The organism is Streptomyces sp. NPDC101393 (assembly GCF_044767385.1).
Classification (GTDB): domain Bacteria; phylum Actinomycetota; class Actinomycetes; order Streptomycetales; family Streptomycetaceae; genus Streptomyces.
Window position 1 is genome coordinate 42535 of record NZ_JBIWNU010000006.1, and the last position, 12935, is coordinate 55469.

General features: G+C 73.4%; 11 protein-coding genes. 9 read left to right on the plus strand and 2 right to left on the minus strand.

The genetic code is table 11. From position 1 onward, the window contains the following. Window positions 1-85: 85 nt before the first annotated feature. A complete protein-coding gene (locus ACIRQ7_RS20075) occupies window positions 86-289 on the plus strand; it encodes a cold-shock protein (protein ID WP_404263988.1) in 204 nt (67 codons plus the stop codon). Between the two features lie 67 nt (window positions 290-356). Further along, entirely contained in the window at window positions 357-1871 is a 1515-nt protein-coding gene (locus ACIRQ7_RS20080; protein WP_404263990.1) for a DEAD/DEAH box helicase, read from the plus strand. Window positions 1872-1929: 58 nt separating this feature from the next. On the opposite strand, the gene ACIRQ7_RS20085 is transcribed toward ACIRQ7_RS20080, so the two are convergent. After that, window positions 1930-2928, minus strand: coding sequence for a TAXI family TRAP transporter solute-binding subunit (locus ACIRQ7_RS20085; protein WP_404263991.1), 999 nt, complete (start codon window positions 2926-2928; stop codon window positions 1930-1932). 185 nt (window positions 2929-3113) lie between these two features. Between ACIRQ7_RS20085 and miaB the strand changes: the two genes are divergently transcribed. After that, complete coding sequence (miaB, locus tag ACIRQ7_RS20090; protein WP_404263993.1) at window positions 3114-4634, plus strand: tRNA (N6-isopentenyl adenosine(37)-C2)-methylthiotransferase MiaB; 1521 nt, start codon at window positions 3114-3116, stop codon at window positions 4632-4634. 75 nt (window positions 4635-4709) lie between these two features. Beyond that, a complete protein-coding gene (locus ACIRQ7_RS20095; protein WP_404263994.1) occupies window positions 4710-5420 on the plus strand; it encodes a class III extradiol dioxygenase subunit B-like domain-containing protein in 711 nt (236 codons plus the stop codon). 115 nt (window positions 5421-5535) lie between these two features. Here ACIRQ7_RS20095 and ACIRQ7_RS20100 read toward each other — a convergent pair whose 3' ends face one another. Beyond that, window positions 5536-5985 carry a hypothetical protein gene (locus ACIRQ7_RS20100; protein WP_404263995.1) on the minus strand — a complete coding sequence of 150 codons (450 nt, stop codon included), beginning with the start codon at window positions 5983-5985 and terminating at the stop codon, window positions 5536-5538. A gap of 181 nt (window positions 5986-6166) precedes the next feature. Between ACIRQ7_RS20100 and miaA the strand changes: the two genes are divergently transcribed. The 5 genes from miaA to ACIRQ7_RS20125 all read left to right on the plus strand — a co-directional run bounded on the left by miaA (window position 6167) and on the right by ACIRQ7_RS20125 (window position 12726). Further along, window positions 6167-7105 (plus strand): tRNA (adenosine(37)-N6)-dimethylallyltransferase MiaA, encoded by a 939-nt coding sequence (gene miaA, locus ACIRQ7_RS20105; protein WP_404263997.1) that lies wholly within the window; start codon window positions 6167-6169, stop codon window positions 7103-7105. 108 nt (window positions 7106-7213) lie between these two features. Beyond that, on the plus strand, window positions 7214-7735 hold the full coding sequence (locus ACIRQ7_RS20110) for a hypothetical protein (RefSeq protein ID WP_404264574.1): 522 nt from the start codon (window positions 7214-7216) through the stop codon (window positions 7733-7735). Between the two features lie 61 nt (window positions 7736-7796). Beyond that, window positions 7797-8672, plus strand: a complete 876-nt coding sequence (gene dapF, locus ACIRQ7_RS20115) for a diaminopimelate epimerase (protein WP_404263999.1) — start codon at window positions 7797-7799, stop codon at window positions 8670-8672. A gap of 189 nt (window positions 8673-8861) precedes the next feature. Further along, window positions 8862-11105 (plus strand): RelA/SpoT family protein, encoded by a 2244-nt coding sequence (locus tag ACIRQ7_RS20120; RefSeq protein ID WP_404264001.1) that lies wholly within the window; start codon window positions 8862-8864, stop codon window positions 11103-11105. A gap of 73 nt (window positions 11106-11178) precedes the next feature. Further along, a complete protein-coding gene (locus ACIRQ7_RS20125; RefSeq protein ID WP_404264003.1) occupies window positions 11179-12726 on the plus strand; it encodes a M1 family metallopeptidase in 1548 nt (515 codons plus the stop codon). Window positions 12727-12935 lie beyond the last annotated feature (209 nt).

The following is a 12935-nucleotide window of genomic DNA, read 5'->3' on the forward strand; positions in this document are numbered from 1 at the left end:
TCGCCGGTCCGGTGTGGGGCAATCATCTCGGCGACATGGATTCCACGAAGTGTGGTCTCCGGTTTGCCCCATGAAGGAGAAAAAAATGGCTACTGGCACCGTGAAGTGGTTCAACTCGGAAAAGGGCTTCGGCTTCCTCGAGCAGGACGGCGGCGGCCCCGACGTCTTCGCCCACTACTCGAACATCCAGGCTCAGGGCTTCCGTGAGCTGCAGGAGGGCCAGAAGGTCTCGTTCGACGTGACCCAGGGCCCGAAGGGCCCGCAGGCGGAGAACATCATCCCCGCCTGACGCACCCCGCGTCTCGTGACGGGGCCCGCACCGGTCAGCCGGTGCGGGCCCCGTCCCGTATGCACAGATGCGCGGATGCAAACGCATCCGCCGCCACACGGCCGCACGGCCACACCGCCAAGAGGATCACCGCATCCCCCGTCCTCGGCCATCGGGTGTCACCCCCACGGGAGAGTGCGAGACCGGCACGACCCACGTCTTCCCTCTCGCTCCCGAAGGGCCTTCCGTGACACCAGCGACCGCACCGCGACAGAGCGCCGCCCCCAGGACGCCCACCGCGGCGTCCGTCCCCGCGCCCGCCGGCTCCTTCGACGAGCTGCCGCTGGCGCCGGCCCTCCTGACCGCGCTGCGCGCGCAAGGCGTCACCGAGCCGTTCCCCATCCAGGCCGCCACGCTCCCCGCGACGCTCGCGGGCCGCGATGTGCTCGGCCGCGGCAGGACCGGCTCCGGCAAGACGCTCGCCTTCGGCCTCGCGATGCTCAGCCGCCTCGCGGGCAGGCGTGCCGTGAGCAAGCGGCCCCTCGCGATGGTCCTCGTCCCCACCCGTGAACTCGCCGGCCAGGTCACCGAGGCGCTCGCCCCCTACGCCACCGCGCTGGAACTGCGCTGCGCCACCGTCGTCGGCGGCACCTCGATCTCCCGTCAGGTGGACGTGCTGCGCAAGGGCACCGAGGTGCTCGTGGCCACTCCAGGACGGCTCGCCGACCTGCTGGACCGCCGCGCCTGCAAGCTCGACCAGGTCACCATCACCGTCCTCGACGAGGCCGACCAGATGACCGACATGGGCTTCCTGCCGCAGGTCACCCGGCTGATGGAGAAGGTCGATCCGGACGGCCAGCGGATGCTGTTCTCGGCCACCCTCGACCGCAATGTCGACAAGCTGGTGCGCCGCTTCCTGACCGATCCGGTCACCCACTCCGTGGACCCGTCGGCCGCCACGGTCACCACCATGGACCACCACGTCCTGTACGTGGACGATCTCGACAAGCGCGCCACCGCCACCGAGATCGCCGCCCGGCAGGGCCGCGTGATCATGTTCGTGGACACCAAGCGCGGTGCCGACCGGCTCACCAAGCACCTGCTCGCCCAGGGAGTGCGCGCGGCCGCACTGCACGGCGGCAAGACCCAGCCGCAGCGCACCCGCACCCTCGAACAGTTCCGCACCGGGGATGCCTCGGCGCTGATCGCGACCAACGTCGCCGCCCGCGGCATCCACATCGACGGCCTCGACCTCGTCGTCAACGTCGACCCGCCGACCGAGGCCAAGGACTACCTGCACCGGGGCGGACGCACCGCACGGGCCGGCGAGTCCGGCACCGTCGTCACGCTCGTCACGCCCGGCCAGCGGCGCGACATGACGCGGCTGATGCGCCAGGCGAAGATCATCCCGGGCACCGCGGAGGTCGCCCCCGGCGACACCGAACTCATACGGATCACCGGCGCCCAGGCCCCCACCGGGGTGCCCGTCCAGGTCACCGCGCCCGATCCGGCCGCCGGCGCCGGAGCCTCCGGCGGAGGTGGCCGGCGCCGCCCGCGCCGCAGCCGGCCCGCCCGCCGCCCCTCAGGAACCGCGCGGGGCTGACCTTCGGGCGCCGTCCCGGCCACCCGGCCGGGACGCGCGCGGCGCCCGGTCGCGAGGCTCAGGGCTTTTCCGACAGGTAATAGCGCCGGGCGCCCGTGTGCAGCTCCAGCGGGTCGGTGAACACCGCCGTCCGCAGGTCCACCCGCTGCGCCGCGTGCACCTGGAGCCCGATCCAGTCCCGGCTGCGGATGACGGTCTCGGTGATGCCCCGCGTCAGCGCGGCGTCCTCCCGGTCCGTCGTCACCAGCAGATTCGCCACCGCGATGGTCTTGACCGCCTGCCCGTCCTGGACCTGCGGGTAGGCGTCGGCGGGCATCACCGCGGCACGGTAATAGCGGGTGCGCTCGCCCTGCCGGTGCAGCCGGTCGCTCAGGTCCCCGAGCTGCACCAGCCGTACCGGGTACGTCTTCGCCAGCTGCTGCACCGCCGTCGTGGGCAGCCCGCCCGACCAGAAGAAGGCGTCGAGCTTCCCGCTCTTCAGCATTCCCGGCATCTTGTCGATGCCCACCCGCTCCGCCGTGATGTCCTTCTCGAAGTCCAGCCCGGCCGCCTCCAGCAGCCGCCGGGTGATCAGCTGGACGCCCGAGCCGTCCGCGCCGACCCCCACCCGCAGCCGCCCCAGGTCCTTGGCGGAGCGGACCGCGGACCCCTTCGGCACCACCAGCTGCATGTAGTCGTCGTACAGCCGGGCACAGGCCCGCAGCCGGGCGGCGCCCGGCTCGTTCCTGCTGCGGTACGTCGCGACCGCGTCCGCCGTCGCGATGGTGAACTCCGCGCGCCCGGAGGTCAGCCGGCGCAGATTGTCGATCGACCCCTCACTGCGCGCCAGCCGCAGATCCACCTCCGGCATGTCCCGCGCCAGATCCTGCTTGAGCAGCTCGCCGTAGCGCGCGTACACGCCGGTCGGCACGCCCGTCGCCAGGGTGACCCGGCCGCCGGGGGCCGGCTCGGAGCCCATCGACAGCAGCCACCACAGCAGCAGTCCGAGCGCGACGGGTGCCGCGATCGCCGCCCGGAGTGCCCGGCGGCGGGTGAGGCGGGGAAGTGCGGTGGCCATGGGCGGGATCCTGCCAGTACCGAGGCCGGAAAGGGAGGGGCGGCGCCGTGCGGCCGCTTTCGCGGACCGCTGCGCCCCCTGTCCGCCACGGCCATGACGTGCACCTCAGGAGGCTGCCGGCGCCCGCCCGAGCGGGATCGGCGCCTTTGTCGAGAGGCACTCCGGGCACCGCCTACCCTTGTCGTATGACCAGCAGTGACCGGAGCCACGCAGTGGACGTTCAGGAATCCAAGAGTTACGAGATCCGCACCTACGGGTGCCAGATGAACGTCCACGACTCCGAGCGCTTGTCGGGCCTGCTGGAGGACGCCGGATACGTCCGCGCGCCCAAGGGCGCCGACGGCGCCGACGTCGTCGTCTTCAACACCTGCGCGGTGCGGGAGAACGCCGACAACCGCCTCTACGGCAACCTCGGCCAGCTCGCCCCGAAGAAGGCCGCGCGGCCCGGCATGCAGATCGCCGTCGGCGGCTGCCTCGCCCAGAAGGACCGCGACACCATCGTCAAGAAGGCCCCCTGGGTCGACGTGGTCTTCGGGACGCACAACATCGGCAAGCTGCCGGTGCTGCTGGAGCGCGCCCGCATCCAGGAGGAGGCGCAGGTCGAGATCGCCGAGTCGCTGGAGGCGTTCCCGTCGACCCTGCCCACCCGCCGCGAGAGCGCCTACGCGGCGTGGGTGTCCATCTCCGTCGGCTGCAACAACACCTGCACCTTCTGCATCGTGCCCGCGCTGCGCGGCAAGGAGAAGGACCGCCGCCCCGGCGACATCCTCGCCGAGGTCGAGGCCCTGGTCGCCGAGGGCGTCAGCGAGATCACCCTGCTCGGCCAGAACGTCAACGCCTACGGCTCGGACATCGGCGACCGCGAGGCGTTCAGCAAGCTGCTGCGCGCCTGCGGAGCCGTCGAGGGGCTGGAGCGGGTGCGCTTCACCTCCCCGCACCCCCGCGACTTCACCGACGACGTCATCGCCGCCATGGCCGAGACCCCCAACGTCATGCCGCAGCTGCACATGCCGCTGCAGTCCGGCTCGGACACGGTCCTCAAGGCCATGCGCCGTTCCTACCGCCAGGACCGCTTCCTCGGCATCATCGAGAAGGTGCGCGCCGCGATGCCGGACGCCGCGATCTCGACGGACATCATCGTCGGCTTCCCGGGCGAGACCGAGGAGGACTTCGAGCAGACCCTGCACACGGTCCGCGAGTCCCGCTTCGCCCAGGCCTTCACCTTCCAGTACTCCAAGCGGCCCGGCACCCCCGCGGCCGGCATGGAGGGCCAGATCCCCAAGGCCGTCGTCCAGGAGCGCTACGAGCGCCTGGTCGCCCTCCAGGAGGAGATCTCCTGGGAGGAGAACAAGAAGCAGGTCGGCCGGACCCTGGAGGTCCTGGTCGCCGAGGGCGAGGGCCGCAAGGACGACGCCACCCACCGGCTGTCCGGCCGGGCCCCCGACAACCGTCTCGTCCACTTCACCCGCCCCCAGGAGCCGGTCCGCCCCGGCGACATGGTGACGGTGGACATCACCTACGCCGCCCCGCACCACCTCCTCGCCGAGGGCCCCACCCGCACCGTGCGCCGCACCCGCGCCGGCGACGCCTGGGAGAAGCGCAACGCCGCCCCCGCCCAGAAGCCCCAGGGCGTGTTGCTCGGGCTGCCCACCATCGGCGCCCCGGCGTCCGTGCCGGCCGCCTCCCCGGGCTGCGGCTGCGACTGACGCACCCCGGGCCGGCCCCGGCCGCCACCGGGCTGCCGCATTCCGGCTCGCACCACGGGCGTTACGCTGCGTGCCATGCTCGTAGCCGCCGCCATCTGCCCCTGCCCGCCGTTGCTCGTTCCCGAGGTCGCCGCCGGTGCCGCGCCCGAGCTGGACGGGTTGCGTGCCGCGGCCCTGGACGCCGTCGGGGTGCTCGCCGCGGCCCGCCCGGACCGGCTGGTCGTGCTGGGCCCGGCCGAACAGGCGGGCCGCGGCCCGCACCCGCAGGGCGCCATCGGCTCCTTCCGCGGCTTCGGCGTGGACCTCGACGTGGCGCTGGGCGCCCCCGGAACGACCTCCGAGCGGCGCCTGCCGCCGTCGCTGTCCGTCGGCGCGTGGCTGCTGTCCCGTACGGACTGGGCCGATGCGCCCGTGGAGGGCCTGGGCGTCGGCGAGCCGCTCACCCGGGACCGCTGCCTGCCGGTGGGCCGCGAGATCTCCGCCTCCGCGCCGCGCGTCGCGCTGCTGGTCATGGGCGACGGCAGCGCCCGCCGCACGGTCAAGGCACCGGGCTACTTCGACGAGCGCGCCGAGGCCTTCGACGCCGAAGCGGCCCGCGCCCTGGGCGCCGCCGACACCGCCGCGCTGACCGCACTCGACGAGGAGCTGGCCTTCGACCTCCAGGCGTCCGGGAGGGCCTGCTGGCAGGTCCTGGCGGGCGCGGCCGAGGGCGCGGACCTGCGCGGCACGCTGCTGCGCGAGGAAGCTCCCTACGGCGTCGGCTATTTCGTCGCCGCCTGGTCCTAGTCGCCGCCCGGACCGGCGGGGGAGCCGCGGCCGGGCACGTCCCGTCGTCCCGCCGGTACGGCAGCGGCCGCGAGGTGAGTCACCTCGCGGCCGCTGCCGTGTGCCGTGCGTCCGGCTAGTTGCGGGCGCTCTCGCCCGCGTCGCTGTCCGCGGCCGCGCCGGCGGACTGCTGCCGCGGAATCCCGGAGCTCTCGGCCGCGGGCGCCGCTTCGTCGTCGGCACCGTCGGCACCGTCGGCACCGTCGGACGCGGCGGCGTCGTCGCCCTTGTCAGGGGCATCGGTGTCCGCCTCGGTGTCGGCAGCGGCGGTATCGGCGTCGGACGCCGACGCGGCCCCGCCCTTCTCCTCGGCGCTCCCCGCATCCGCTGCCGGCGCGTCCGCCCGGTCCGTGGGACCGTCCTGCCCCGGCGCCGTTTTGGCGGTCTCCTCCGCCGTGACAGCCCCGTCCGTAACCGCCTCGTCAACCGGTTCCGCCGTGTCCGACTCCGCCGTTACCGTCGTGGCCGCACCAGCCTCCGTCGACGCGTCGGACGGACGGCGCCGAAATCGCGAAAAAATACCCATATCTGCTCCTACTGTGCTCATCTGGGCTAAATCCCTTGCCGCCTCGGAGCGTCCCATTGCGCCGCCCGCGGGCGCCGGTCGTGAACCGGCACTCGGGATCCCGCAACAGGAAACGACCCCGGCCGTTGCGCGTCACGTCGCTCATTCGGGATGGGGGCGTGATGTTTGCGAGACTGACGGGGTGAACATCGCCGTTCCCGCTCCGCGGGTCATCGCCGTCGTCGGCCCCACCGCGGCCGGAAAGTCAGACCTGGGCGTCGCGCTCGCCCGGCACACCGGCGGTGAGGTCATCAACGCCGACTCCATGCAGCTCTACCGCGGCATGGACATCGGCACCGCCAAACTCACCCCGCAGGAACAACAAGGCGTCCCGCACCGCCTCCTGGACATCTGGGACGTGACCCGGGCGGCCAGCGTCGCCGAATACCAGCAGCTGGCCCGCGCCGAGATCGACCGCCTGCTCGCCGAGGGCCGCACCCCGGTCCTCGTCGGCGGCTCCGGCCTGTACGTACGCGGCGCGATCGACGCCCTGGATTTCCCCGGCACCGACCCGGAGGTCCGCGCCCGCCTGGAGGCCGAACTCGCCGAACAGGGCAGCGGCGCCCTGCACGCCCGGCTCACCGCCGCAGACCCGGAGGCCGGCCGCGCCATCCTGGCCGGCAACGGCCGCCGGATCGTGCGCGCCCTGGAGGTCATCGAGATCACCGGGCGGCCCTTCACCGCCAACCTCCCCGGCCACGAAGCGGTCTACGACACCCTGCAGATCGGCGTCGACGTCGAGCGCCCCGAACTGGACGAACGGATCGCGCTGCGGGTCGACCGCATGTGGGAGGCCGGGCTCGTCGACGAGGTGCGCCGCCTGGAGGGCGAGGGGCTGCGGGAGGGCCGTACCGCCTCCCGGGCGCTCGGCTACCAGCAGGTGCTCGCCCACCTGGCGGGGGAGTGCACCGACCAGGAGGCGCGCGACGAGACAGTGCGCGCCACCAAGCGTTTCGCGCGCCGCCAGGACTCCTGGTTCCGCCGCGACCCCCGCGTGCACTGGCTCAGCGGCGCGGCCGACCGGAGGGCGGAACTTCCCGGGCGTGCGCTGGCGTTGCTCGAACGACCGGTCACAGCCTGATCACGTCATGGCATCGGGACGCTCCGGCCGTCATCCGGCCCCCTGAGGGCGTGTCATCATCGACCTTCGATCGAGGCGTGCAGTCTGCAGTGGGGAGGGCGCGTGGCAATGGAGGCCGGCCCTCGCAACAGAGCGCAGCAACCGGACGGGAACGGCGCCGATACGGCACCGCTGACCCAGGACGGCCCCGACGACCTGCCCGCCGACGACGGCAGCCCGCTCCCGCGGCAGGCCACCCTGGACGACTCGGACGGCCCTGACACCGAGGACGGCGGGTCCGCCGAGGGCGGCGAGTCCTTCCGCGAACTCCGCCCGCCCCGCCGGCTGCGGCTGTGGCAGCTCGCGCCGATCGTGGTGCTCGCCGCCGTCGGCTCGCTGATGTTCGCCTTCCCCCTCGCCTTCGAATTCGGCGGTGACGGCGGTGCCGTCATAGCGATGCTCGGCCTCCTGCTGTGCTGCTGCTCCGCCGGCTGGGGAATGATGGCCGCCCGCCGCGTCGGCCACACCTGGCCCGGCCTCCCGGGCCGCGGCTCCGGCCGCCGTGCCGACTGGCGGGTGGTGGCCGTCTACGCCGCCGTGGTGATCGTCCTGGCCGCCCTCGCCATCTGGCGCGTCGACCGCCTGCGCTGACCGCTCGCGGGGGCGGCGCCCGGGGACCCGCCCGAGGGCACGGACCCCGTACGATTCAGGGGTGAGCACCGCACCGCGTATCGACTTCCTCAAGGGCCACGGCACCGAGAACGACTTCGTGATCGTTCCCGACCCGGAGGGCCGCCTCGAGCTGTCCGAGACCGCCGTCAGCAGGATCTGCGACCGGCGGGCCGGCCTCGGCGGCGACGGCCTGCTGCGCGTCGTGCGCTGTGCCGCGGATCCCGAGGCGCGCGCGATGGCCGACGAGGCCGAATGGTTCATGGACTACCGCAACGGCGACGGTTCGATCGCCGAGATGTGCGGCAACGGCGTCCGCGTCTTCGCGCGCTATCTGCTGCACGCCGGGCTGGTCGAGGCCGGCGATCTCGCCGTCGCCACCCGCGCCGGCATCCGCCGCGTCCACCTCGCCAAGACCGGCGACGTCACCGTCTCGATGGGCCGCGCCGAGCTGCCCGAGGAGAGCGTCGTGGTGACGCTCGACGGCCGCAGCTGGCCGGCCCGCAACGTCAATATGGGCAATCCGCACGCCGTCGCGTTCGTCGAGGACCTGAGCCACGCCGGTGAACTCCGGGACGTTCCGCCGTTCGCACCCGCGTCGGTCTATCCCGACGGCGTGAACATCGAGTTCGTCGTCGACCGCGGCCCGCGCCATGTGGCGATGCGGGTCCACGAACGCGGCTCCGGCGAGACCCGCTCCTGCGGCACCGGCGCCTGCGCGGTCGCCGTCGCCACCGCCCGCCGGGACGGTGCCGACCCGGCCGTCACCGGCGTCCCGGTCACCCACACCGTCGATGTCCTCGGCGGCAGCCTGTCGATCACCGAGCTGCCCGACGGCACGGTCGAGATGACCGGCCCCGCCGTGATCGTCGCCGAGGGCACCTTCGACCCGGCCTGGCTGACCACCGCACTCGCCTGACGCACCCCTCTCCGGGCCGCCCCCCGGAGAGACACGGCCGTGGCCGAAAACTTCGCTCGAATGGGTGATCCGTTTCACTCTGGGCGAGAGCGGGTCAGCGGTGCGTGATGGGCTCGATAGCATCAAGCACCGGTCCGGACGTCCGACTGACGCCGTCCACCTCACCGGTCGACGCTGCCGGAGGTGCCCATGAGCGCAGAGGCCACTAACCCTGGTAACCCTGAAGCAGCGGGCCGCAAGCGCGGTCTCGCCCGGCTGGAGCTGCGGGGGCTGCGCCGGATCGGGCGCGCGGCGCTGCTCGGCCCGGCCCCCCGCGACGGCCTCCCCGATGCCATGGAGCATGTCGCCAAGGTGCACCGCGGCCACCATCCGGCCGCCGATCTGGACATCCTGAGCAAGGCCTATGTGCTGGCCGAGTCCTCGCACCGGGGCCAGATGCGCAAGAGCGGCGAGCCGTACATCACCCACCCGCTCGCGGTCACCCTGATCCTCGCCGAACTCGGCGCGGAGACCACGACCTTGACCGCCTCGCTGCTCCACGACACCGTCGAGGACACCGATGTGACGCTCGATCAGGTCCGGGACCTGTTCGGCGCCGAGGTCTGCTATCTCGTCGACGGCGTCACGAAACTGGAGAAGGTCGACTACGGCGCCGCGGCCGAGCCGGAGACCTTCCGCAAGATGCTGGTCGCCACCGGCAACGACGTCCGCGTGATGTCCATCAAGCTCGCCGACCGGCTGCACAACATGCGCACGCTCGGGGTGATGCGCCCCGAGAAGCAGGCCCGGATCGCCAAGGTGACCCGCGACGTACTGATCCCGCTCGCCGAACGCCTCGGCGTCCAGGCGCTCAAGAGCGAGCTGGAGGACCTGGTCTTCGCGATCCTGCATCCGGACGAGTACGCCGCCACCCGCAGCCTCGTCGCCGAGCACGCCGGCCGTCCGGACCCGCTCGCCGCCATCGCCGACCGGGTCCGCACGACCCTGGACGCGGCCGGTATCGACGCCGAAGTCCTCGTGCGGCCCCGGCACTTCGTCTCCGTGCACCGCGTCCGCCTCGGGCGCGGCGAGCTGACCGGCGCCGACCTGGGACGGCTGCTGGTGCTGGTCGCCGAGGACGCCGACTGCTATGCCGTGCTCGGCGAGCTGCACACCTGCTTCACCCCGGTCATCTCCGAGTTCAAGGACTTCATCGCGGTCCCCAAATTCAACCTCTACCAATCGCTGCACACCGCCGTCACCGGTGACGGCGGCGAGATCGCCGAGACCCTGATCCGCACCCACCAGATGCACCGGGTCGCCGAGGCCGGCGTCATCGCGCTCGGCAACCCGTACGCCCCGACGGACGGCCCGGACACCCCCGACGGCGAGCGCGCCGACCCGACCCGCCCCGGATGGCTCTCCCGGCTCCTGGAGTGGCAGCGCACCACCCCCGACCCGGACACGTTCTGGACCTCGCTGCGCGACGACCTCGCCCAGGACCGGGAGATCACCGTCTTCTGCCCCGACGCCCTGCCGGACGGCGCGCCGGACGCGGCCGCGCACCACACCCGGGGCCGTACGGGCGGCGCCATCGGGCTGCCCGCGGGGGCCAGTTGTGTGGACGCCGCCTACGCGCGGCACGGCGAGGCAGCGCACTGCTGCATCGGCGCCCGGGTCAACGGCCGGCTCGCCGCGCTCGCCACCGTCCTGCACGACGGCGACAGCCTCCAGCTGCTGATGGCCCCGGACTCCGCGACGGGCCCCTCGCCCGAGTGGCTCGACCACGCCCGTACGCCCGCCGCCCGCCTGGCCATCTCCCGGTGGCTCGCGGGGCCCCCGGTGACCGCGACGCCGCCACCCGCGCCCGGCGGGACGATCCCCGCGCCTCCCGCCGCCGCGCCGGCCCCGAGCGCCCCGGAGCACGGTGCCCCGGAGCACGGTGCCCCGGACGGGCCCGTGCACCGCGCCCCGGCCTCCGTCCTCGCCGTCGCCGACGTGCCCGGCGCGGCGGTGCGGCTGGCGGGCTGCTGTACGCCCGTGCCACCGGACACCGTGACGGGATTCTCCGTACGGGGCGGCACGGTCACCGTGCACCGCGCCCTGTGCCCCGTGGTGGCGCGCATGGCGTCGATGGGGCGGCGGCCGGTCGGTGTGCGCTGGCGGGGCGCGGACCGGAGCGGCCAGTCCTGCCGGGTGACCCTGCAGGCGGAGGCGTTCAGCCGGCCCCACCTGCTGGCCGACCTCACCGAAGCGATCGCCACCCAGGGCGCCGCCGTGGTGTCCGCAGCCGTCGAGCCCCCGCACGAGCAACGCGTCCGGCACACCTACACGCTGCATCTGCCGAGCGCCACCGCACTGCCGTCCCTGATGCGCGCCATGCGCCAAGTGCCGGGCGTCTACGACGTGTTGCGGGCGGGCCGCGCCCACCCCGCCGCCGCGCTGCCCTCCTGAGAACCTCGCCCGTTCGGGTGCCGCCCTGCCGCGCCACCCACGGGGGAGCGGGCCGCGCTGATAGCGGTAGGCCATGACGCTTCCCTCGCGCCGCCCGCCCCGCGCTCCTGACAGCCCCGCCTGTACGCCGCCCCGGGCCCCACGCGGCCGGGTCCTGTCACCGGCCGGCCGCCGCGCCGCCGCCCTCGGGCTGGCCGCCCTCACCGTGCTCGGCGCCGCCGCGCCCCCGGACACCGGGGCCCGCGGTATCGGCGACCGCCTCTTCCCCACCCTCGGCAACCCCGGATACGACGTCATGTCCTACGACCTGTCGCTGGACTACCGGGGCCGGAACGACCGCCCGCTGAACGCCGTCACCGAGATCACCGCCCGCGCCACCACCGAGCTCGACCACCTCAACCTCGACTTCGCCCACGGCACCGTCCGCTCCGTGTCCGTCGAAGGCCTGCCGGCCCGGTTCGAGCGGCACGGCGAGGACCTGGTGCTCACCCCCGCCTTCCCGGTCTTCCGGGGGCAGGAGCTGCGGATCGTCGTCAGACACACCAGCGACCCGCGCGGCAAGGCCGACGGCGGCTGGGTCCGGACCGCCGACGGGCTGGCGATGGCCAACCAGGCCGACGCCGCACACCGCGTCTTCCCCTGCAACGACCACCCCTCGGACAAGGCGTACTTCGGCTTCCACATCACCGCGCCGCGGAACCTGACCGTCGTCGCCAACGGACTGCCGCTGGGCGCCGGCGGCCGGGGACCGCGCCGCACCTGGACGTACCGCACGGCCCACCCCATGGCCACCGAGCTCGCCCAGGTCAGCATCGGGAAATCCAGCGTGCTGCCGCGCCGCGGACCGCACGGCCTGTATCTGCGCGACGTCGTCCCGACCGCCGACCGCAAGGCCCTCGCGCCCTGGCTGGCCAAGACCCCGGACCAGGTCGCCTGGATGGAGCGCAGGGTCGGCCGGTTCCCCTTCGAGTCGTACGGCGTGCTCATCGCGGACGCCACCACCGGCTTCGAGCTGGAGACCCAGACCCTCTCGCTTTTCGAGAAGCGGTTGTTCACCACCAAGCAGCTGCCCGCCTGGTACATCGAGTCGATCATGGTGCACGAGTTGTCCCACCAGTGGTTCGGCGACAGCGTCAGCCCCCGCCGCTGGTCCGACGTCTGGCTGAACGAGGCCCACGCCACCTGGTACGAGGCGCTCTACGCACAGGAGAAGGGCGACAGCCGCGCCTCCATGGAAGCGCGGATGCGACGCGCCTACGAGTCGTCGGACAGCTGGCGCGCCGACGGCGGCCCGCCCGCCGCGCCCAAACCCCCCGCCCCCGGCCAGAAGATCGGCATCTTCCGCCCGGCGGTTTACGACGGCAGCGCCCTGGTCCTCTACGCACTGCGGCAGAAGATCGGCTCCGCCGCCTTCGACCGCCTCCAGAGGATCTGGGTGGCCCGGCACCGCGACGGCGTCGCGAACACCGCGGACTTCCTGGCGCTCGCCTCCGACGTCGCAGGCCAGGACCTCTCCGGCTTCCTGCACGACTGGCTCTACGCCCGGCACACCCCCGCGATGCCGGGGCACCCGGGCTGGAAAACCAAGGCGGCCGCCGCGAAGCCCGCTCACGGACGGTGAGCGTCGTCCGCGGCCCCTTGCGGGCACGGGCGGCGGCCACGCCCCGTGCCGCCGGCCTCGCGGCGGGAAAGCGCCGGAAACCCGCGTGACGGCCTTCACCCGCCGTGCGACCATCTTCGGGTCGGCGTCGAGCGGACCCGGGGAATCTCCCGGGCGGCCCGGACGTTGTCATCACCGACAGTTCCAGCGGGACCGCCAGGTCCCCGTCG